This is a genomic window from Saccharothrix sp. NPDC042600 (assembly GCF_040647305.1).
Taxonomy (GTDB): Bacteria; Actinomycetota; Actinomycetes; order Mycobacteriales; family Pseudonocardiaceae; genus Actinosynnema; species Actinosynnema mutabilis.
Genome location: NZ_JBEZBW010000013.1, coordinates 1 through 19749, shown reverse-complemented (window position 1 = coordinate 19749; position 19749 = coordinate 1). Strand labels below are relative to the sequence as shown.

At 72.0% G+C, this 19749-nt stretch carries 24 protein-coding genes; 14 read left to right on the top strand and 10 right to left on the bottom strand.

The annotated features are described in order from the left end of the window. Positions 1-3: 3 nt before the first annotated feature. A complete protein-coding gene (locus AB0A74_RS11890) occupies positions 4-867 on the top strand; it encodes a DNA-formamidopyrimidine glycosylase family protein (RefSeq protein ID WP_358248815.1) in 864 nt (287 codons plus the stop codon). Here the strand turns inward: AB0A74_RS11890 and AB0A74_RS11885 are convergent. The 3 genes from AB0A74_RS11885 to AB0A74_RS11875 are packed head-to-tail and all read right to left on the bottom strand — an operon-like array spanning position 860 to position 3553. Continuing rightward, a complete protein-coding gene (locus AB0A74_RS11885) occupies positions 860-1447 on the bottom strand; it encodes a lactate utilization protein C (RefSeq protein WP_358248814.1) in 588 nt (195 codons plus the stop codon). The two genes, AB0A74_RS11890 and AB0A74_RS11885, sit on opposite strands and share 8 nt — an antisense overlap. Next, on the bottom strand, positions 1437-2855 hold the full coding sequence (locus AB0A74_RS11880) for a LutB/LldF family L-lactate oxidation iron-sulfur protein (protein ID WP_358248813.1): 1419 nt from the start codon (positions 2853-2855) through the stop codon (positions 1437-1439). Before AB0A74_RS11880 ends, AB0A74_RS11885 begins: the two co-directional genes overlap by 11 nt. After that, a complete protein-coding gene (locus AB0A74_RS11875) occupies positions 2834-3553 on the bottom strand; it encodes a (Fe-S)-binding protein (protein ID WP_358248812.1) in 720 nt (239 codons plus the stop codon). The genes AB0A74_RS11880 and AB0A74_RS11875 overlap by 22 nt, the downstream gene beginning before the upstream one ends. 85 nt (positions 3554-3638) lie before the next feature. On the opposite strand from AB0A74_RS11875, the gene AB0A74_RS11870 reads away from it, so the two are divergent. After that, on the top strand, positions 3639-4898 hold the full coding sequence (locus AB0A74_RS11870; RefSeq protein ID WP_358248811.1) for a histidine kinase: 1260 nt from the start codon (positions 3639-3641) through the stop codon (positions 4896-4898). A 24-nt stretch (positions 4899-4922) separates the two neighbouring features. On the opposite strand, the gene AB0A74_RS11865 is transcribed toward AB0A74_RS11870, so the two are convergent. Beyond that, positions 4923-5090 (bottom strand): hypothetical protein, encoded by a 168-nt coding sequence (locus AB0A74_RS11865; RefSeq protein ID WP_343933718.1) that lies wholly within the window; start codon positions 5088-5090, stop codon positions 4923-4925. A 54-nt stretch (positions 5091-5144) separates the two neighbouring features. On the opposite strand from AB0A74_RS11865, the gene AB0A74_RS11860 reads away from it, so the two are divergent. The 4 genes from AB0A74_RS11860 (at position 5145) to AB0A74_RS11845 (ending at position 9135) form a co-directional block, all read left to right on the top strand. Continuing rightward, positions 5145-6008, top strand: a complete 864-nt coding sequence (locus AB0A74_RS11860) for a S49 family peptidase (RefSeq protein WP_358248810.1) — start codon at positions 5145-5147, stop codon at positions 6006-6008. A 72-nt stretch (positions 6009-6080) separates the two neighbouring features. Continuing rightward, positions 6081-6926, top strand: coding sequence for a LytTR family DNA-binding domain-containing protein (locus AB0A74_RS11855; RefSeq protein ID WP_343933716.1), 846 nt, complete (start codon positions 6081-6083; stop codon positions 6924-6926). Further along, entirely contained in the window at positions 6923-7363 is a 441-nt protein-coding gene (locus AB0A74_RS11850; RefSeq protein WP_358248809.1) for a hypothetical protein, read from the top strand. Before AB0A74_RS11855 ends, AB0A74_RS11850 begins: the two co-directional genes overlap by 4 nt. Then, positions 7360-9135 carry a cation acetate symporter gene (locus AB0A74_RS11845; protein ID WP_358248808.1) on the top strand — a complete coding sequence of 592 codons (1776 nt, stop codon included), beginning with the start codon at positions 7360-7362 and terminating at the stop codon, positions 9133-9135. Before AB0A74_RS11850 ends, AB0A74_RS11845 begins: the two co-directional genes overlap by 4 nt. A 49-nt stretch (positions 9136-9184) precedes the next feature. On the opposite strand, the gene AB0A74_RS11840 is transcribed toward AB0A74_RS11845, so the two are convergent. From AB0A74_RS11840 to AB0A74_RS11825, 4 genes are all read right to left on the bottom strand, one after another. Further along, a complete protein-coding gene (locus tag AB0A74_RS11840; protein ID WP_343933712.1) occupies positions 9185-9610 on the bottom strand; it encodes a hypothetical protein in 426 nt (141 codons plus the stop codon). Positions 9611-9637: 27 nt separating this feature from the next. Beyond that, a complete protein-coding gene (locus tag AB0A74_RS11835) occupies positions 9638-10009 on the bottom strand; it encodes a roadblock/LC7 domain-containing protein (RefSeq protein WP_358248807.1) in 372 nt (123 codons plus the stop codon). Between the two features lie 13 nt (positions 10010-10022). Next, a complete protein-coding gene (locus tag AB0A74_RS11830; RefSeq protein WP_358248806.1) occupies positions 10023-10913 on the bottom strand; it encodes a hypothetical protein in 891 nt (296 codons plus the stop codon). Positions 10914-11151: 238 nt separating this feature from the next. After that, positions 11152-12075, bottom strand: a complete 924-nt coding sequence (locus AB0A74_RS11825) for an Lrp/AsnC family transcriptional regulator (RefSeq protein WP_358248805.1) — start codon at positions 12073-12075, stop codon at positions 11152-11154. Positions 12076-12581: 506 nt separating this feature from the next. Between AB0A74_RS11825 and AB0A74_RS11820 the strand changes: the two genes are divergently transcribed. The 5 genes from AB0A74_RS11820 to AB0A74_RS11800 all read left to right on the top strand — a co-directional run bounded on the left by AB0A74_RS11820 (position 12582) and on the right by AB0A74_RS11800 (position 16361). Beyond that, complete coding sequence (locus AB0A74_RS11820; protein WP_358248804.1) at positions 12582-12938, top strand: DUF485 domain-containing protein; 357 nt, start codon at positions 12582-12584, stop codon at positions 12936-12938. Continuing rightward, positions 12935-14524, top strand: a complete 1590-nt coding sequence (locus AB0A74_RS11815; protein ID WP_358248803.1) for a cation acetate symporter — start codon at positions 12935-12937, stop codon at positions 14522-14524. The genes AB0A74_RS11820 and AB0A74_RS11815 overlap by 4 nt, the downstream gene beginning before the upstream one ends. A gap of 85 nt (positions 14525-14609) precedes the next feature. Beyond that, the gene (locus AB0A74_RS11810; RefSeq protein WP_358248802.1) at positions 14610-14951 is read left to right on the top strand and encodes a rhodanese-like domain-containing protein; all 342 of its coding nucleotides are present in this window, start codon (positions 14610-14612) and stop codon (positions 14949-14951) included. Between the two features lies 1 nt (position 14952). Further along, the gene (locus tag AB0A74_RS11805; protein ID WP_358248801.1) at positions 14953-15855 is read left to right on the top strand and encodes a DUF4328 domain-containing protein; all 903 of its coding nucleotides are present in this window, start codon (positions 14953-14955) and stop codon (positions 15853-15855) included. Between the two features lie 71 nt (positions 15856-15926). Continuing rightward, on the top strand, positions 15927-16361 hold the full coding sequence (locus tag AB0A74_RS11800) for a hypothetical protein (RefSeq protein WP_358248800.1): 435 nt from the start codon (positions 15927-15929) through the stop codon (positions 16359-16361). A 33-nt stretch (positions 16362-16394) separates the two neighbouring features. Here AB0A74_RS11800 and AB0A74_RS11795 read toward each other — a convergent pair whose 3' ends face one another. Together AB0A74_RS11795 and AB0A74_RS11790 are read right to left on the bottom strand one after the other, a co-directional pair. Next, entirely contained in the window at positions 16395-16802 is a 408-nt protein-coding gene (locus AB0A74_RS11795) for a hypothetical protein (protein WP_358248799.1), read from the bottom strand. Further along, a complete protein-coding gene (locus AB0A74_RS11790; protein ID WP_343933702.1) occupies positions 16795-17295 on the bottom strand; it encodes a SigE family RNA polymerase sigma factor in 501 nt (166 codons plus the stop codon). Before AB0A74_RS11790 ends, AB0A74_RS11795 begins: the two co-directional genes overlap by 8 nt. Before the next feature lie 100 nt (positions 17296-17395). Here AB0A74_RS11790 and AB0A74_RS11785 point away from each other — a divergent pair, with 100 nt between their 5' ends. The 3 genes from AB0A74_RS11785 to AB0A74_RS11775 all read left to right on the top strand — a co-directional run bounded on the left by AB0A74_RS11785 (position 17396) and on the right by AB0A74_RS11775 (position 19575). Continuing rightward, positions 17396-18262, top strand: coding sequence for a helix-turn-helix transcriptional regulator (locus AB0A74_RS11785; protein ID WP_358248798.1), 867 nt, complete (start codon positions 17396-17398; stop codon positions 18260-18262). Between the two features lie 22 nt (positions 18263-18284). Next, positions 18285-18470: a DUF397 domain-containing protein gene (locus tag AB0A74_RS11780; RefSeq protein WP_358248797.1), complete on the top strand. Its 186-nt coding sequence runs from the start codon at positions 18285-18287 to the stop codon at positions 18468-18470. A gap of 79 nt (positions 18471-18549) precedes the next feature. Continuing rightward, positions 18550-19575 (top strand): glycerophosphodiester phosphodiesterase, encoded by a 1026-nt coding sequence (locus AB0A74_RS11775; RefSeq protein ID WP_358248796.1) that lies wholly within the window; start codon positions 18550-18552, stop codon positions 19573-19575. The last annotated feature ends 174 nt before the right edge of the window (positions 19576-19749 follow it).

Here is a 19749-nt window from a genome sequence, read left to right as displayed (position 1 = left end):
CGGGTGCCGGAACTACCCGAGGTCGAGGCGTTGGCCGAGCACCTGCGCGAGCACGCCGTGGGGCGCGTCGTCCACCGCCTGGACGTGGCGTCGTTGCAGGTCCTGAAGACGTTCAGCCCGCCGTGGACGGAGTTGCAGGGCCGCACCGTGACCGGCGTGGGCCGGCACGGCAAGCACCTGGACCTGGACTGCGACGGCCTGCACCTGGTCGTCCACCTGGCCCGAGCGGGCTGGCTGCGCTGGTCGGACACCCTGTCGGCGGCCCCCCCGAAGCCGGGCAAGGGACCGTTGGCGCTGCGCGTCCACCTGGGTCCGCCGGGGGAGGGCCCGGGGTTCGACCTGACCGAGGCGGGCACCAAGAAGGGCCTGGCGGCGTGGATCGTGGCCGACCCGACGGACGTGCCGGGCGTCGCGCGGCTGGGTCCGGACGCGCTGTCGGTGTCCCGGGAACGGCTGGAGGAGCTGTTCAAGGGCCGCACCGAGCGCCTGAAGACCGCGTTGACCGACCAGACGCTCATGGCCGGCATCGGCAACGCCTACTCCGACGAGATCATGCACACGGCGAAGCTGTCGCCCTACGCGACGGCGGGCAAGCTGAACGCCGAGTCCCTGGACCGCCTGCACGTCGCGATGGTGGACGTGCTCACCGACGCCGTGGCCCGCTCGGTCGGCCAGTCGGCGGCCCGGCTGAAGGGCGAGAAGCGCTCGGGCCTGCGGGTGCACGCGCGAACCGGCCTGCCGTGCCCGGTGTGCGGTGACACGGTCCGCGAGGTCTCCTTCGCCGACCGCGCGTTCCAGTACTGCCCGACCTGCCAGACCGGCGGCAAACCCCTCGCCGACCGACGGTTGTCGCGCCTGCTCAAGTGACGACCACGACCTCCAGGCGGCGGGGGCCGTGGACGCCCTCGACGCGGTCCAGTTCGATGTCGCTGGTCGCCGACGGGCCGCTGATGAAGGTCAGCGGGCGGACCGGGTCCAGGCGGTCCAGGGCTTCCGGGACCGTGCCGGCGATCTGGGTCGCCCGGACCACGCACACGTGGTGGTCGGGGAGCAGGGTCAGTGCGCGTCTGCCCTGGCCCGGGCCGCCGTCCAGGACGATGGTGCCGGTTTGCGCGATGGCCACCGCGCACCCCGTCAGCACGCCGTCCGCCGCGTCCAACTCCTCCACGGTGAGCGGGTCGCGCAGGACCGTCATGCCCGGCACGTCCCACGGCAGACCCTCGGGCACGATGATCCGCTTGCCCGCCAACAGCTTCGCCAGCAGCGGCAGCACTTCCTGTTCGGTCACGACGTGCACTGTCGCGCGGTAGTGCGCGATGCGTTCCGCGAGCAGTTCCACGGACGCCTCGCCGGTGCGGACGTAATCACGGACCACCGGCGGCGTCGCGGGCCTGTCGCGCAACGCGGCCCGCACCCGTCCCAGGATCTCCGCACGACTACCGGCCACGGTTCTTCCTCCACCACTCGCGGAACGGCTCACGGGCCGGCACCGGGGCGTCCCGCGACGACGTCCACGCCGCGCCCGGCCCCGGCAGCCACGACACGCGGCCGTCGCGGGCGAACAACCCCGCCAGGGACCCCAGCTTCTGCGCCTTCTCGTACCGCGACGCCGACGCGAACACCCACGCGGCGGCGGCCATCGCCACCGACTCCGCGCTGCGCCCCTTCGCCTCGACGGCCTCCGCCCGCAGGTGCGTCAGCACGGACGGGATGTCGATGCGCACCGGGCACACCTCGAAGCACGCGCCGCACAACGAGGACGCGAACGGCAGCGACGCGGCCTGCTCGTCGTGCGGGTCGTCGACCAGTTGCGGCGTCAGGATCGCGCCGATCGGGCCGGGGTAGACCGACCCGTAGGACCGGCCGCCGGTGCGCTCGTAGACCGGGCACACGTTCAGGCACGCCGAGCACCGGATGCACCGCAGCGCCTGCCGCCCGACCGGGTCCGCGAGGGTCGCGGTGCGGCCGTTGTCCAGCAGCACCAGGTGGAACTCCTCCGGCCCGTCGCCGGGCGTCACGCCGGTCCACACCGAGGTGTAGGGGTTCATCCGCTCCGCCGTGGACGAGCGGGGCAGCAGCTGCAGGAAGACCTCCAGGTCCCGCCACGTCGGCACGACCTTCTCCAGGCCCATCACGGTGATCAGCCGGCGCGGCAGCGTCAGGCACATCCGCCCGTTGCCCTCGGACTCCAGCACCACCACCGAACCCGTGTCGGCGACGGCGAAGTTGGCCCCGGAGATCGCCACCTCGCAGGACAGGAACTTGCGGCGCAGGTGGGCGCGGGCGGCCTCGGCGAGCACGCGCGGGTCGTCGGAGGACGGGTCGAGCCCGGCGGCGCGGAAGATCTCCCGGATCTCGCTGCGGTTGCGGTGGATCGCGGGCACCAGGATGTGCGACGGGCGGTCGTCGCCGAGCTGCACGATCAGCTCCGCCAGGTCGGTCTCCACGGCGGTGGTCCCGGCCTCGGCCAACGCCTCGTTGAGCCCGATCTCCTGCGTGGCCATGGACTTCACCTTGACCACCTCGCGCGCGTCGCCGACCAGGTCGCGCACGATCGCGTTGGCCTCGGCGGCGTCCCGCGCCCAGTGCACGACCCCGCCGCGCGCGGTGACCGACTCCTCCAGCCGCTCCAGGTAGCGGTCCAGGTGGTGCAGCACGTCGTCCTTGATCGCCTCGCCGGCGCGGCGCAACTGCTCCCAGTCGGGCAGTTCGCCGACGGCGTCCAGCCGCCGGCCGCGGATGGTCGTGGTGGCGTTGCGGAGGTTGCGCCGCAGCTGGGTGTCGGCGAGGGCGGTGCGGGCCGCCTCCGGGAACGTCGGGCTGCCCAGCCAGGTCACCGGGTTGCGGGTGCCCAAGGCTCCTCCTCCGTGCTCGCGAGGATCTCCGCCAGGTGGACCGGGCGGACGCCGGTGCGCAGCCGGGACAGGCCGCCGCCGATGTGCATGAGACACGAGTTGTCACCGGCTGTCAGCACTTCCGCGCCGGTGTCGAGCACGCACCGCATCTTGTCGGCGAGCATGGCGGTGGACGTGTCGGCGTTCTTCAGCGCGAACGTGCCGCCGAAACCGCAGCACGACTCGGCCTGCGGCAGCTCCACGAGTTCGAGACCCCGAACCTCCCGCAGCAGCGCGAGCGGCTTCGCGCCCACACCCAGCATGCGCAGAGAGTGACACGTCGGATGGTAGGTCACCCGATGGGGGAAGTATGCACCCACGTCCGTCACGCCCAGCACGTCGACCAGGAACTCGGACAGCTCGTAGGTGGGCGGCGGGGCCGCCCCCAGGCCCGGCTGGACGTGCCGCACCATCCCCGCGCACGACCCGGAGGGCACCACCACCGCGTCCTGCCCGGAGAACACCGAGGCGAACCGAACCGCGAGGTCAACGGCGTGCGCGCGGTAGCCGGTGTTGAAGTGCATCTGACCGCAGCACGTCTGGTCGAGCGGGAAGTCCACGGCGCACCCGAGGCGTTCGAGCAGCCGCACGGTCGCGCGGGCCGTGGCCGGGTACAGCGTGTCCGTCAGGCAGGTGGCGAACAGGGCGACCTTGTGCACGCCGACCACTGTGACCCGATATTCATCCGATGTCTACCCGATCCGGTGGACGCCCCCTTGCCGAGAGGGCACAACACGGAACAGCATGGACGCCGTGCGTGACCTCCTGACCGAGCGCGCGGTCCTCGGTGTCATCGCGACCCTGGCCGTCCTGGGCCTCTTCGTGATGCTGTGCCGCGCCCGCAGGGTGAGCACCTCCGTCGAGGACGCCGTGATGGACATGCTGCACCGCATGTCCAAGGCGTCCGCCGACCTCCGCGAGGGTCTGACGCAGGAAGCCGCCGACAAGGCCACCCCGCACCTGCGCGAGATGCTGCGGTGCGTGGCGGTGGGCATCACCGACCACGAGGGCACCCTGCTGTCCTGGGACGGCGGCGCCAACGACCACTACGAGTTCCTGCGGCCCTTCATCGAGCGCGCGATCGGCGAGGTGCGCAAGGAGCACGTCGAGCACCGCAAGCTGGACTGCGAACTGCCGGGTCCGTGCACCCTTCACTCGGCCGTGGTCGTTCCCCTGATCGTGGAGAACGACGTGGCGGGCACACTGATCGTCGTCAGCGGTGTGGCGAACAAGCGCCAGATCCGGATGGCCGAGGAGACAGCGCGTTTCGTGTCCACGCAACTGGAGTTGGAAGTCCTGCAGAAGTCCCGGCAGGCCCTGGCGCAGGCCGAGGTCAAGGCGCTGCGGGCGCAGATCTCGCCGCACTTCGTCTACAACGCCCTGAACACCATCTCGTCGTTGATCCGCACCGACCCCGCGCACGCGCGGGAGTTGCTGCAGGAGTTCGCCGAGTTCACCCGCTACTCGTTCCGCACGGACGGCTTCTTCACGACCCTGGCCGACGAGCTGACCAACATCCACCGCTACCTGACCATCGAGCAGGCGCGGTACGGCCCCCGGCTGAACGTGCGGCTGAAGATCGCGCCCGAGGTGCTCCAGGTCGTGATGCCGTTCCTGGTGCTGCAACCCCTGGTGGAGAACGCCGTGCGGCACGGCCTGGCGAAGAAGCCGGGCGGCGGGCTGCTGACGATCATCGCCGAGGACAACGGCGCGGAAGCGCTGATCTCGGTGGAGGACGACGGCGTCGGCATGGACCCGGACCGGCTGTTCGAGGACCTCAAGGACGCCCACCAGACCGGCGCGCACGTGGGCCTGGGCAACATCAACCACCGGATGCGGGCCGTCTTCGGCGACGCCTACGCCCTGGTCGTGGAGACCGCCCCGGACGCCGGCATGAAGATCATCCTCAAGGTCCCCAAGTACTCGCCGGGCGTCCGGACCAACCTGCCCCTGGTCCCGCCCAGGCTGGACGAGACCGCCGAGCAACCCGTCGTCCGGGCCTGACCGGCCCCGGGCGGCGGACCGGCGTCAGGCGGCGGCCAGGGACAGCGAGGCGAAGACCATCACGGCGACGACCGACCAGATGATCCACATCCAGTAGATGTGCATGGGTGTCGGGCCGTCGGCGTTGCGCCTGCCGCGCTCGTCCCACCACTCGACGTACCGCTCCAGCCACCGGATCGGGTTGAACGTCACCGACCGATGTTAGCCGCACCACCCCGGATCGTGGGCACACGTAAGGTCGAAGGCATGAGCGTGACGGACAAGATCGCTGCCCGCCTGCCGAAGATCGTCGCCGACCGGGCCGACCGCGGCCCCGTGGTGGCCGCGGTGCGCCTGCACGGCGTCATCACGCCGACGCCGACGCCGATGGCGCGCAACACGATCAACATCCAGAACGTCGAGAGCGCCCTCACCCGGGCCTTCGACCACGACCGGCTGGTCGCGGTCGCGCTGCTGGTCAACTCGCCCGGCGGCGCGCCCACGCAGTCCGCGCTGGTCGCCGAGCGCATCCGGGAGCTGGCCGCGAAGAAGCGCGTGCCGGTGCTGGCGTTCTGCGAGGACGTGGCCGCTTCCGGCGGGTACTGGCTGGCGTGCGCGGCCGACGAGATCTACGCGCACGGGACGTCCCTGGTCGGCTCGATCGGCGTGGTGAGCGCCGGGTTCGGCCTCAACGGCCTGCTGGAGCGCCACGGCGTCGAGCGGCGCGTCTACACCGCCGGCGAGCACAAGGTGCGGCTCGACCCGTTCAAGCCGGAGAAGCCCGAGGACGTCGAGTGGCTGCGCGGGCTGCACACCGACCTGCACGGCCAGTTCGTCGAGTGGGTCAAGGAACGCCGTGGAGCCAAGCTGAGCGCGGACGCCGACCTGTTCTCCGGCGAGGTGTGGACCGGCGCCAAGGCCGCCGAACTGGGGCTCGTGGACGGCGTCGGCACCCTCCGCGGCGTCGTCGCCAAGCGCTACCCGGACGCCGACGTGTCGGTCGCCGAGCCCCGCCGCCCCCTCCTCGCGCGCCTCGGACTCGCCGGCAGCGCCACCCGATCGGGGGACTTCCTGCTGGAGGGCCTGGCGGCGCTGGAAGAGCGCGCGCGCTGGTCGCGATTCGGCTTGTGAACGTTCACCCAGGTCATTGAGGGGTCGTGTCGCGCGACCCCGCGTAGACACGACCCCGCGCGACTGGGCAAGATGCGCGGCACAGTGAGTACCCAGGACAACGCCGGCCTCCTCGTTCTGGCGGTGGACGACGAGGCGCCCGGTCTGAGCGAGATCAAGTACCTGCTTGAGAGCAGCCCGCACATCCGCCGCGTGCTCACCGCCTTCGACGCGGCCGAGGCCCTGCGCATCCTCCGGGGTGACTACGACGTCGAGGTGATGGACCGCACCCGCGCGGGCCGCCCACCGGTCGACGCGGTGTTCGCCGACATCAACATGCCGGGGTTGTCGGGCACCGACCTCGCCCGGGTGCTGGGCGCGTTCCGCGCGCCGCCCGCGCTGGTCTTCGTGACCGGCGTGGAGCACTCGGAGGCCGTGGTGGCCTTCGAGGTCGGCGCGCTGGACTTCGTCACCAAGCCGATCAACGAGGACCGCATCAACAAGGCGATCTCGCGCGTGGTGGACCGCGTGTCGGCGACCCCGGCCGCCCAGCCGGAACCCGCGCCGCAGGAACCCGCCGACGAAGAGGTCATCCCGGTCGAGCTGGGTGGCACCATCAAGCTCGTGCCCCGAGCCACCGTCCGGTACGTCGAAGCGCAGGGCGACTACGCGCGCCTGCACACCAACGACGGCCAGAGCCACCTCGTGCGCATCCCGTTGGCCCAGTTGGAGGAACGCTGGGAGAACGCGGGGTTCGTCCGCATCCACCGGTCGTTCCTGGTGGCGCTGCCGCTGGTGACCGAGCTGCGGATGACGTCCAACGGCTACGCGGTGGTGATCGGCTCGGGCGAGTCCGCGAAGGAGCTGCCGGTCAGCCGGCGGCACACCCGTGAGCTGAAGGAACGGATCGTGCGACCCCCCAAGAGCAGTTGGGGATGAGCAGGCACTCCGGGCCGCCGGGCCAGCCGGACCAACCGCAGCCAGGGGAGCGGGACGCCTGGTTGGCGGTGTCGGCGCGCAAGAACCGCCGCCGGCGGGTCGTGCTCGCCGATCCGCGCGGTCGCGGCCGGGTGCTGCGCACGATCATCGAGCTGGAGGAGCAGACCAGCGTCGGTGAGAAGCTGATCCGCGACCTGATCAAGCAGCAACTCAAGACGGCGTTCCTGCTCGGCGGCGGCACGTTGCTGCTGCTGGCGTCGCTGCCGGTGCTGTTCTACCTCGTGCCCGCCATCGCCGAGGTCGAGCTGCTGGGCGTGCGGCTGCCGTGGGTGCTGCTGGGCCTGCTGCCGTTCCCGCTGCTGTACGCGGTGGGGTACGCGTACCGAAGACTGGCCGAGAGCCACGAACACGACTTCGTCAGCTCGGTGGACCGGTGACCGGGAACCTGTGGAGCCTCGGGCTGGTGGTCGTCGTCGCGGCGCTGACCTTCCTGCTGGGCTACGTGGGTTCCCGCCGCGCCAACACGACACCGGACTTCCTGGTGGCCCGCCGCGCCATCCCGGCCACCCGCAACGCCGCCGCGATCTCCGGCGAGTACCTGTCCGCCGCGTCGTTCCTGGGCGTCGCCGGGCTGGTGCTCAAGGACGGCATCGACGCGCTGTGGTACCCGATCGGCTTCACCGCGGGCTACCTGGCGATGATGCTGTTCGTCGCCGCGCCGCTGCGCCGGTCGGGCGCCTACACGCTGCCGGACTTCGCCGAGGCGCGGCTGGGTTCGGCGAACCTGCGGCGCTTCTGCACGTTCTTCGTGATCTGCATCGGCGTGCTGTACCTGGTGCCGCAGTTGCAGTCCGCGGGGCTGACGCTGAACACGATCACCGGCCTGCCGACGTGGCTGGGCGCGGTGGCGGTGACCGTGATCGTCGCGGTGAACGTCCTCGGCGGCGGGATGCGCGCGATCACGCTGGTGCAGGCCTTCCAGTACTGGGGCAAGCTGTTCGCCATCGCCGCGCCGACGTTCGTGCTGTTCACCGTGTTCCTGGCGGCGCCGGGCAACGGGGCGCAGGGCGTGGACGAGGGCGGGGTGCTGCGGTTCCACGAGTCGGTCGAGGTGACCACCGCCGAGCCGGTGCGGGTCCGGGTCGTGGAGCCGATGGAGCTGACGGCGCGCGGCACGGTCAACGGCGCGCCCGCCGACGGCCGCGCGTACTGGGACGTCGGCACCTACACCATCGGCAAGAACACCGAACTGCGCTTCGAGCGGGGCTCGCCGGTCCCGGTGGTGGAGGGCGCGCCGACCGGCAACGAGCAGTGGCTGCGCCCCCAGACCGGCGGGCTGGGCGGGCTGTTCGAGACGTACTCGCTGATCCTGGCGACCTTCCTGGGCACGATGGGCCTGCCGCACGTCCTGGTCCGCTTCTACACCAACCCCGACGGCAAGGCCGCCCGCCGCACGGCGCTGCACGTGATGTACCTGCTGGGGCTGTTCTACCTGTTCCCCACGGTGCTGGGCGTGATCTCCCGCCAGTACCTGCCGGAGCTGCTGGTGACCGGCAAGACCGACGCGGCGGTGCTGCTGCTGCCCGGCACGATGCAGCCGAACCTGCTGGGGCAGGTGCTCGGCGCGGTCGTGGCGGCGGGCGCGTTCGCGGCGTTCCTGTCCACCTCGTCGGGGCTCGTGGTGAGCGTCGCGGGGGTGGTGTCCACGGACATCCTGCCGGGCAAGGTGCGCGACTTCCGGTGGGCGACGGTGCTGACCGGCGCGGTGGCGATCGGCCTGGCCCTGCTGCTGCCGCGCGGGGACGCGTCGCTGACGGTGGCGATGTCGTTCGCCTTGGCGGCGTCGACGTTCTGCCCGTTGCTGCTGCTGGGCATCTGGTGGCGCGGCCTGACGTGGGTGGGCGCGATGGCGGGCATGCTGGTCGGCGGCGGGCTGGTGCTGGTCGCGCTCGCGGTGAACGTGGTGTGCACCCTGTCGGGCTGGTCGACGCCGGCGCTGTCGCTGCAGCCGGCGCTGGTGACCGTGCCGGTGGCGTTCCTGACCATGGTGATGATCAGCAAGCTGACCGGCCGGCGGCGGCCGGACGACGTGAACCAGATCCTGCTGCGCCTGCACGCCCCGGACCCGTTGGGCTTCATGCGCGACCGCGACGTGCAGCGCTTCGGGACGGGCGAGGACTCCCGGGACGGCGCCCAGCCTCGCGGCTGAGGGCGGCGCCTCCCCGCCGGGCGCGGTGCGGCGGGGAGGCGGACGCCGGTCAGAAGCCGCCGTGCTCGCGGATCACGCGGCGGGCGGAGGCGAACAACATGCCGATGTTCACCGACTTGGGGCAGACGACGACGGCGACCACGTCGTCCTCCTCGTTGTTGCGGATGAACAGGTGGGTCAGGTTGGTGCTGTTGACCAGGATCTCCTGGAAGTAGTGCTCGGCGGTGCTGACGCCGCGGCGCTCCTTGAAGATGTCCTCGATCATGGTCACCGTGCGGCCCTGGAACAGGTCGAGGGTCGCGCCCGCGAGCAGGTCCAGCACCTCCGACGGGTGGCTGTCGGTGGTCTCGTAGGCCAGGAGCATGCCGGTGGCCATGTCCACGGCGCCGGAGGCGACGCAGGAGGGCACCTCCTGGCGCAGGCGCTTCACCACCGCCCCGACGTGGTCGGACAGGTGCCGTTGGCCTTTCGCCATCGCGTTCACTTCGGTGTTCCTCCCGGGTCAGAGGGTGGACAGGAGGGAGTCGATGCGTTCGATCACCGGCTGGGACTCCAGGTGCAGCCGGTGGATGTCGAGGCCTTCGTCGCCGAGCACGACCATCAGCGCCATCGGGCCCACGGCGTAGACGGCCATGTAGCCGCCGCTGCTGTGCACGACGGTCTGCCGGAACGTGCCCTGGCCGATCGCGGCGGTGGTGCGGCGGGCGAGGCCGAGGTCGGCGGCGGCGAGCGCGGACACGCCCTCGGGGTCGAGCGTCGGCGCGGTGTCGGCCGCGATGAGCAGTCCGTCGATGGCCGCCACGAGGGTGTCGGTCACCCCGGACACCCGCTCCCGCAACGAGCACAGCTCCGCGGTCAGCGCGTCGTAGTCCACTGCTGGTCCTTTCTCAGGGGGTGGGCGGGTTCTTCCGGCGGCCGAGCAGGCGGGGCAACGCCTGCCAGACCGGTGGTCGGGGAGCCGGCGCGTTCCGGCGCGGCAGGTCGGACGGCGGGGCGACCGCGGCGGTGTTCGGGACGGTCGGCGCGGCGTCGGGGGCGAGCGGGGTGGCGGTCACGGTGTCCTTTGTGGACCGCGACGGGGTTCGGGCGCCGGGGCCGCGTGGTGGTGGGCCGGTCATCTGCCGGTGCGCGGGGACGATCTCCAGCAGGCCCTCGGCGATCAGCCGCGACACGTCCACGGTGACCGCGTACACGCCGCGCCCCACCAGGAAGGCGATGTCGCGGGCGGTGCGCCGGCCGGTCGCCTCGGCGAGGATCGCCCGCCGCCCGGGGTGGGCGTCCTCCGGCGGGCCGAGCCGGGCCAGGCGGTCGCGGTGCGGGGTGACCGGCACGCGCAGCGCGGCGAGCGCGACCAGCCGGCGGTGGGTCTCGGCGAGCAGCACGTCCGGGTCGATCCCGCGGTCCACCGGCAGCGCCACGTCCGTTTCGCGCGGGTCGAGCACGCATTTCCCGATGCCGCCGACGACCGCCGCGAACGTGCTGTCGTGGGCGACCATCAAAGCGGTGACATTCAGTTCCGAAAACGTGGTGCACCCGCGCGCGACGAGTTCCGCGCGGTGCGACCCGCGGTTCGCGGCGGCGCGCAGCGCGGCGGTCCAATCGGTTTCGGCGACCCGCCCGGACCGCATGAGCAGCGCGTCCGCGCCCGGCGCTCCCGGGCTGTCCGCGGCGATCACCGCCCCCTGCCGCAGGTGGCACCGTCCGCCCAGGTCACCGACCAGGTGAAGGGTGCCGGACACGTGCTGCGCGCGGCACCGCGCGAGGGTGTCGGCGAGCACGTCGAACGCGGCTCGGTGCTGGTCTTTCAGGAGTCACTCCGGGGTGGCTCAGTCCGACGGGATGCCCGTTCATCGAAAAGCGCACAGGCATCGTTTCGGCTATTACACGATGGAGTGAAAAAAGAATTTCCGGGCCGGGTTTTGCGGGACAATGAACCCCTATGGACGATTCATGGGTGATGAAACCGTTCATCCCGGCGCACGGATCAACGAGGGAACGGCCGCGGGGTGACGTCACTCAATCGAGTGCTTTGACCGTCCGCAGCACGGGCGAGGTCTCGATGCCCTGGACGTGCTCCAGCGCCCCGAGCCGTTCGGTCAGGTAGCGGTGCAGGGCGGCCGGGGTCGGGCACAGGGCCAGCGCACACAGGTTGGTCGGGCCGGTGGTCGCCCCGACGAAGGCCAGTTCCCCGTGCCCGGCGAGGGTCCGGGCCACGGCGTCGAGGTGCGCGGGCGCTACGGACATCCACAGCAGCGCGTGCGTGCTCGGCTCGAACAGCCGCTCGTCCACCCGCACGTCGAAGAAGACCGCGCCCGCGGCCTGGAGCGCGTTGAGCCGCCGCGCGACGGTGACCGGCGACCACCCGGTGGCCTCGGCGAGCGCCGCCTGCCCGGTGCGGCCGTCCTCCGCGAGCGCGGCGAGCAGGGGCGCGTCGGTGTCGGCGAGCGGGCGGCCCTCGGCCTCGGTGCGCGGGGGCGAGAGCGCCGCGACCTGCTCCGGGGTGAGGGCGCGGGCCCGGCCGTGCCACGCCGTCGGGCCGCCCAGGTAGGTGTTGAGCACCAGGTGCGCGGACACCGCCGTGATGCCCGCCGCGTGCGGGAGGTCCTGGAGCGGCAGGGAGTCGCCGGTGACGACGGCGAAGATCTCGGTGCCGCCGGAGGCGAGCTTGACCCACGACGTGTCGTCGCGCCGGGCGAGCGACTCGGCGATGTCCCGGGTGGTCGCGGGACCGGCGGTCAGGCGGGTCAGCCACCGGTTCCCGCCGGTGCGTGCGGGGTCGGTCCGGCCGACGACCCGCAGCCCCGCCTCCGCGCGCAGCCGGCGGTAGCGGCGGATCACGGTCTGCGTGGACACGCCCAGCACCGCGCCGATCCAGTTGAACGGGGCGCGGCCGTTGACGTGCAACGCGTGCACCAGCGCGCGGTCCAGGTCGTCCAGCACAAATCCGCATCCTAGCGGGCCGTGGTGGAAAAAATTCGCAGATCGGTTGGGCCGGATGGCATTGTGTCCGTAGCGCGGGCGCGACCTGTGGTCACGAGCGCCACGGGTCCGGCCGCACCCGTGGCGGTCGGTCGTGGCGGTGTGTTCTTCGCCACCAGGGAGGGGGTGAGCGCCGGGTTCCGGATGGTCCCGAGAAGCCGGCGGCGTCCTCTGTCGTGTGCGCGCGACCCCGTTCGGACCTGCGCTTTGATCACTCAGAGGTCCGAAAAGGTCTCGATCGGGTGAAGTTGGAACCACCGATCCGGTTATCGGTGAGGTCCGTCACCCCAACGGCACTTCGTCTCAGCATTCCTACCGCTCATCGCATCACTCGACTGTTGAGCGCAAGTCCACGTCCGGGGTCTTTCAGGCGTGAGCCACGTCTCCCTACGGTGCTGCGCGTATCAGGAACGCACCAGGAGGGGTTACGTGCCGTTCACACCGCCGACAAGTGCGAGGAGGGGAACGTGAGCACCACTGAAAACGCTTCAGGGGGCGCCACCCCCGCTGGGGCGACCCACGACTGGGTCGCAGTGCAGGAAAGCCCGGACTTCAAGGAGTTGCGCCGCAGGTTGCGCTCCTTCGTGTTCCCCATGGCCGGCCTGTTCCTGGCCTGGTACCTGCTCTACGTCCTCCTCGCCGACTACGCGCACGGCTTCATGTCGCAGAAGGTGGTCGGCAACATCAACGTCGGCCTCATCCTGGGCCTGCTCCAGTTCGTGTCCACGTTCGCGATCACCACGCTCTACGTGCGGCACGCCAACAAGAACCTCGACCCCCGTGCGGAAGCGATCCGCGAGGAGCTCGAAGGGGGTCAGGCGTGAACAACAACAACGCCCTGCTCAACATCGGCATCTTCGGCATCTTCGTGGTCGCCACGCTGTTCGTGGTGATCCGCGCGAGCCGCAACACCAAGACCGCCGCGGACTACCTCGCCGCCGGCCGCGCGTTCACCGGTCCCCAGAACGGCATCGCGATCGCGGGCGACTACCTGTCCGCCGCGTCGTTCCTCGGCATCGCGGGCGCCATCGCGGTCAACGGCTACGACGGGTTCCTGTACTCCATCGGGTTCCTCGTCGCCTGGCTGGTCGCGCTGCTGCTGGTCGCCGAACTGCTGCGCAACACCGGCAAGTACACGATGGGCGACGTCCTGAGCTTCCGGATGCGCCAGCGCCCGGTGCGCGCCGCGGCGGCCACGTCCACCATGGCCGTGTCCTTCTTCTACCTGCTGGCGCAGATGGCCGGCGCGGGCGGTCTGGTCGCGCTGCTGCTGGGCATCACCGGCAAGGGCGGCCAGGCGCTCGTGATCGCCGTGGTCGGCGCGTTGATGATCGCCTACGTGCTGATCGGCGGCATGAAGGGCACCACCTGGGTGCAGATCATCAAGGCCGTCCTGCTGATCGTCGGCGCGGGCGTCATGACGCTCTGGGTGCTCGGCAAGTACGGGCTCAACCTGTCCGGCCTGCTCGGCGCGGCCGTCGACAACGCGCCCAAGGCCGGCGAGAAGCTGCTCGGCCCGGGCCTGCAGTACGGCAAGACCGCCACGTCCCAGCTGGACTTCCTGTCCCTGGCGCTGGCGCTGGTGCTGGGCACCGCCGGCCTGCCGCACATCCTGATGCGCTTCTACACCGTGCCCACGGCCAAGGAGGCCCGCCGCTCGGTGGTCTGGGCGATCTGGCTGATCGGCCTGTTCTACCTGTTCACGCTGGTCCTGGGCTACGGCGCCGCGGCGCTGGTGGGCCCGGACAAGATCGCCGGCGCGCCCGGCGGCGCGAACTCGGCGGCCCCGCTGCTGGCCGAGGCGCTCGGCGGCCCGCTGCTGCTGGGCCTGATCGCGGCGGTGGCGTTCGCGACGATCCTCGCCGTGGTCGCCGGTCTGACGATCACCGCGTCGGCGTCGTTCGCGCACGACATCTACGCCAACATCATCAAGAAGGGCGAGGCCGAGGACAAGGCGAACGAGGTCAAGGTCGCCCGCATCACCGCCATCGTCATCGGCATCGTGTCGATCCTCGGCGGCATCGCGGCCAACGGCCAGAACATCGCGTTCCTGGTGGCGCTGGCCTTCGCGGTGGCGGCGTCGGCGAACCTGCCGACCATCCTGTACTCGCTGTTCTGGAAGCGGTTCAACACCTCCGGCGCGCTGTGGAGCATCTACGGCGGCCTCGCGGTGACGATCACGCTGATCGTGCTGTCGCCGGCGGTGTCCGGCAACGCCAAGGCGATGTTCCCGACCGCCGACTTCGACGTGTTCCCGCTGTCCAACCCGGGCATCGTGTCGATCCCGGTGGCGTTCTTCCTCGGCTGGCTCGGCACCGTGCTGTCCAAGGAGGACGACAAGGCGAAGTACGCCGAGATGGAGGTCCGCGCGCTCACCGGTGTGGGTGCGGAGAAGGCCATCTCGCACTGATCGACGACCGGCCCGGGGCCGCCTCCGCCACGCGCGGGGGCGGCCCTTCGGCGCTTATCCCCTGTTTACCCCCTCGCATGGCAGCATGGTGGCCGTGATCCCGAGCGTTGATGTGTCGTCGGTGCCGGCCGAGCTGCCGGCCGGCAAGGTCCTGCTCGACGTGCGCGAGGCCGACGAGTGGGAGGCCGGCCACGCCCCCGGCGCGCTGCACATCCCGATGAGCGAGCTGGCGGGCCGGCTGGAGGAGCTCCCCGAGGCGGAGCTGCTGGTCGTGTGCCGCGCGGGTGGCCGGTCGGCGCGCGTGACCCAGTACCTCAACGCCAACGGCTGGGACGCCACCAACGTCGACGGCGGCATGCAGGTGTGGGCCACCGAGGGCCGTCCGCTGGTGAGCGAGAGGGCCGGCGCGGAGCCGGAGGTCATCTGACGTGGCGTTCCAGCCGATGCGCGTGGACTGGGTGGCGAGCCCGCCGGCCGGCGCCTACCCGCACCGTCGGCTGGCCCCGCCGCCCCGCCCGTACGCCGGTCCGCCGTCCTACCCGGTGCCGCCCCGGTGGGGTTTCCCGCTGCTGGCGTGGCGCTGGCCGACGTCGGTGGCCGGGGACGCCGCCGAGGTCGACTCGGTCGAGCAGGTCCAGCGGCTGGCGCGCACGGCGTTCCACGTGCTCGGGCTGGCCGCGCTGACCCTGCTGTGGGCGGCGGGCAGCGAGGTCTGGCGGTACGTGCTGCTGCTGCAGAGCCGGTACGGGGCGTTGTCGCCGACCACCGTCGACGTGTCGGACGCGATGCTGCGGTCCGCGTCGATCCTGGCGTTGATCATGGTCGTGGGCGGGGTGGTGTTCACCCTCCTGTGGCTGCGCCGAGCGCGTGCCGCCGCCGCGTCGGCCGCCGGCTACGCGCCGTCCCGGTCGGACACCGAGGTCCTGGTCGGCGTGCTGGTGCCGGGGGTGAACCTGGTGATGGCCGGGTCCGTCGCGGCGGAGCTGGAGCATGCCGCCCTGCGGCTGCCCGCGTCGGCGCGGCCGTCGCCGTCCCGGCTGGTGCGCTGGTGGTGGGGGCTGTGGGTGGCGGCCGGGCTGTGGGCGGTGTTCACGGTGGCGTGGTCGTTCCGGTCGAGCGTGCAGGCGCTGGCCGACGGGGTGTTGTTCCACGCGGTCTCGGACCTGCTGGCCACGGCCGTGGTGGTGCTGACCATGCTGCTGGTGCGGCGGATCACGACGTTGCTGCTGCCGGTCGCGCCCTCGACGTTGCGCCGGATGCGGGTGGTGGAGCTGCGCGACGCGCCCGCCCCCGAGCTGCGGGCCGTCCGCTCGCACGGTTCGCCCCGCTAGGTCTTCCCGAACCCGCCGGTGGGGCCGGCCCGCGGACCCGCGCGGCCGGCCCTTCCGGTCAGCGGGTCGTCGTGGTCGGCAAGTGCGTCGTCGTGGTCGGCCGTTGCGTCGTGGTGGTCGGCCACTGGGTCGTGGTGGTCGGTAGCCGGGTCGTGGTGGTCGGCAGCTCGGTCGTGGTGGTCGGGCGTGGGGTGGTGGTCGGCCAGTGCGTCGTCGGCTCGCCCGGTCGGGTCGTGGTGAGCGGCGGGCTGGTGGTGACGGTCGGCGGGAGCGGCGTGGACGCCGGGCTCGTGGTGGTGGTCGTCGGGCTCGTGGTGGTGGTCGTCGGCCGGGTCGTGGTGCCGACCACGCCCCCGTCCGCCGACCCCGAGGCGAGCGCCGTCCAGGTCACGCCACCGGCGGCCACCACGCCCAGCGCCAGCGCGGTCGCGACCGCGGTCCGGCGGGAGCGGAAGGTGAAGCGCATGGAGTCCTCCTCGTGCTGGTGGGCCCTCCTGCCCACGTGATCTCCATGCGTCCCGGCCCGGATCCGTTGCACCTCACCGCGTCGTGGTGATCGTCGGGTAGCCGGGCCAGGTCGTCGTGGGGCGGAACGTCGTCGTGGCGGGCGTGGTGGTCGTGGCCGGCGTGGTGGTCGTGGGGCGGGACGTCGTGGTCGGCGACTCGGTGGTCGGCGGCTCGGTGGTCGTGGTGACCGTCGGGCGCGGGTCGCCGGCGGGCACGCTCGTCGCCGGCCGGTCCTCCCCGCGCGGGCCGGGCACCAGCAGCAGGCTCGCCACGACCACCGCGAGCACCACGGCCACCCCGGTGACCAGCGGCGCGAACCGGCGCGGGGCGCGCGGGCGGGCGGCGGCGCGGGCGCGGATGGCCGGGCCGGTGAGGGTCGAGCGGACCCGGCCGGCGCGGGCGGCGAGCATGCGGCGCAGCTCGTCCTCGGTGTCAGTCATGGCCCCTCCACGCGTGTTCCGGCAGTGCCGACCGCAGCGCCGACAGGCCGCGGCTGACGTGCGCGCGGACCGTCGGCAGCCGGCACCCGAGCACCTCGGCGATCTCCGCGTCGGCCAGGTCCTCGTAGTAGCGCAGCACGACGGCCGCCCGTTGCTGCCGCGGCAACCCCTGGAGCAGCCGCCACAGCCGCTCGTCCCGCTCCCGGTAGGGCGGGTCGTGGTGGGCGCGGTCGGGCAGGTCGTCGCCCGCCGGCCGGACGTTGCGCGTGTGCCAGCGCCGCCGCCACGACAGGTACTCGTTGGTGACCGCCCGCCGGACGTACGCGTAGACCGGGCCGTCCAGCGAACCCCAGCGCTGGTAGACCCGGACCAGCACGTCCTGCACCAGGTCCTCGGCCTCGGCGCGGCTGCCCGACAGCAGCGCCGCGTACCGGACCAGCCCTTGCTGGTGCTCGTGGACGAACTCGTCGAAGGACGCCCCTTCGTCCAACACCGACCCCGTTCCTGTCGTGACACACCCCGGCACCACCAATACGCGGCCCGCCGCGATTCTGTTGCACCGCTCGCTGACCAGGTCGAATACACCCGTTGCGGTGAAGTTTTCGGACGATCTCGCCGGCATACTCGATGTTGTGAGTACGCAACCACCGTTTCGCAGGCGCAGGCTAGGCCGCAAGCTGGCCCGCATGCGCGCCGACGCCCGACTGACCCTCGACGGCGCCGCCACCGCCCTGTTCAAGACCAAGTCCGCGCTCCACCGGATCGAGAAGGGGGAGACCCTGGTCGACCCGCACCTGGTGAAGTCGATGATGGACCTCTACGACCACTACGACCCGGACATCGTGCTGGAGGCCCTGCGCGCCCGGGAACGCGGGTGGTGGACGGCGCTCGGGGTCGAGGACCAGGGCTACATCGACGTCGAGACCGAGGCCGCCGAGGTTCGCGACGTGTCGCTGCTGCTGGTGCCGGGCCTGCTCCAGACCGCCGAGTACACGAGGGCGTTGTGCGCCGCGCGCCCGTTCACCGGCGACCGGGAGCAGGACGAGCGCGACGTCCGGGCCCGGCAGGAGCGGCAGCGGCGGCTCACCGACCCCGACCACCTGCTGCGGCTGGAGGTGGTCGTGGACGAGGCGGCCCTGCGCAAGGGGCCGGGCGGTCGGGAGGTCATGCGCGCGCAGTTGGAGCACCTGCTGGAGGTGGCCGAACTGCCGAACGTGGGGTTCCGCGTGCTGGCCCACGAGGGCGGGGCGCACGGCGCGATGGGCGGCGGGTTCACGCTGCTGTCCTTCGCCGACCCGACCGACCCGCCGGTGCTGTACGTGGAGCACCCGTTCGGGGCCGTGCACATCGAGGACGAGGGGCTGACCATCGAGGCCAGGGTCGCGTTCGAGCACTTGACCACGCAGGCGTTGGGGCTCGACGAGTCGGTGGCCCTGGTCCAGCGGATCCTGGCGGAGTGAGGGGGTGTCCACCGTGCCGGCTGTGTCCACTGTGGACTCGCGCGAGTGGCGCAAGAGCAGCCGCAGCACCGCGGCCACCAACGCCAACTGCGTGGAGGTGGCGCGCGCGGGCGGGTCCGTGGGGGTGCGGGACTCGAAGAACCCCGCCACACCGCTGAGCTTCCCGGCGGCGCGGTGGGCGGCGTTCCTGCGGGGCGTGCGGTCCTGACCGGGTTTTCCCGGCTGTTCAAGCACACTTCGCCCGAACGGCCTTGGGTCGCGCGGCGGCGGCGTGCCACGGTGGTCGCATGCGGGCACTCGTGGTGGCGGTCGTTTCGGCGTTGCTGGTCCTCTTGCCGGCCCCCGGGTCGGCGAACGCCGGCGGGCACCGGAAGTTCGACCTGCAGGCGCACCGCGGCGGGATCGGCCTGACCGTCGAGAGCACCCTGGCGGCGTTCGCGAAGGCGCTCGAACTCGGCGTCACCACGCTGGAACTGGACGTCCAGATCACCAAGGACGGCCGCGAGGTCGTCACGCACGACCGTCGGACCAACCCGAACAAGTGCGTCGACACGGCGCCGGCGTTCCCCGGCGACCCGGCGTTCCCGTACGCGGGCAAGTACGTGAAGGACCTGACGTTCGCGCAGGTCCGGACGCTGGACTGCGGGTCGCGCCGGTGGTCGCAGTACCCGGACCAGGAACTGTCGCCGGGCGCGCGGATGCCCACCCTGGCGGAGGTCTTCGCGCTGGCGCGCGAGTACCGGGCGTTCACGGTGAAGTTCAACATCGAGACGAAGGTCGAAGCCGCCGCTCCCCACGAGACCGCGCCCCGCGAGCAGTTCGTCGAGGTGACCCGGCGCGAGATCCGCAAGTCGGGCTTCTCCCGCAACGTGACCATCCAGTCGTTCGACTGGGGCACGCTCATGCTGTGGCGCAAGGCCGAACCGGGCCTGCCGCTGGTGGCGCTGACCCAACCGGAGTTCCTGCGTCCCGGCTCCCCGTGGACCGGCGGCCTGGACCTGGCGGACTTCGGCGGCAGCGTGGTGAAGGCGGTCAAGTCGTTCGGCGCGACCGCCCTGTCCCCGGTGCACGGCAACCCGCAGAACGGCAAGGTCGGCGACCCGAACTACGTGCCGTTCACGACGAAGGCCCTGGTGGACGAGGCCCACGCGCACGGTCTGAAGGTCGTGCCCTGGACCATCAACGACCCGGCCACCATGCACAAGCTCATCGACGACGGCGTGGACGGCATCATCACCGACTACCCCAACCGCCTCCGCGACGTCATGTCCGACCGCGGCTTCAAACTGCCCAAGCCCTTCAAGCGCCACTAACCCACCCACAGCCCCACCTCCCGCCACCGCCGCAATCTGTCGGTGGCCCGTGAGACCCTGGAGCGGGGGCCGGAGGCCGCCGACCGCGCGCCTCGCCGACCGCGCGCCTCGCCGGCCGCGCGCCTCGCCGGCCGCGCGCCTCGCCGACCGCGCGCCTCGCCGGCCGCGCGCCTC

Bases quoted from the DNA above. Each gene is read 5' to 3' on its own strand.
- AB0A74_RS11855 (WP_343933716.1), top strand. From the start codon at position 6,081: ATGCGCGGCACAGTGAGTACCCAGGACAACGCCGGCCTCCTCGTTCTG.
- AB0A74_RS11840 (WP_343933712.1), bottom strand. From the start codon at position 9,610: ATGGCGAAAGGCCAACGGCACCTGTCCGACCACGTCGGGGCGGTGGTG.
- AB0A74_RS11870 (WP_358248811.1), top strand. From the start codon at position 3,639: ATGGACGCCGTGCGTGACCTCCTGACCGAGCGCGCGGTCCTCGGTGTC.
- AB0A74_RS11850 (WP_358248809.1), top strand. From the start codon at position 6,923: ATGAGCAGGCACTCCGGGCCGCCGGGCCAGCCGGACCAACCGCAGCCA.
- AB0A74_RS11775 (WP_358248796.1), top strand. From the start codon at position 18,550: ATGCGGGCACTCGTGGTGGCGGTCGTTTCGGCGTTGCTGGTCCTCTTG.
- AB0A74_RS11810 (WP_358248802.1), top strand. From the start codon at position 14,610: ATGGTGGCCGTGATCCCGAGCGTTGATGTGTCGTCGGTGCCGGCCGAG.
- AB0A74_RS11795 (WP_358248799.1), bottom strand. From the start codon at position 16,802: ATGACTGACACCGAGGACGAGCTGCGCCGCATGCTCGCCGCCCGCGCC.
- AB0A74_RS11860 (WP_358248810.1), top strand. From the start codon at position 5,145: ATGAGCGTGACGGACAAGATCGCTGCCCGCCTGCCGAAGATCGTCGCC.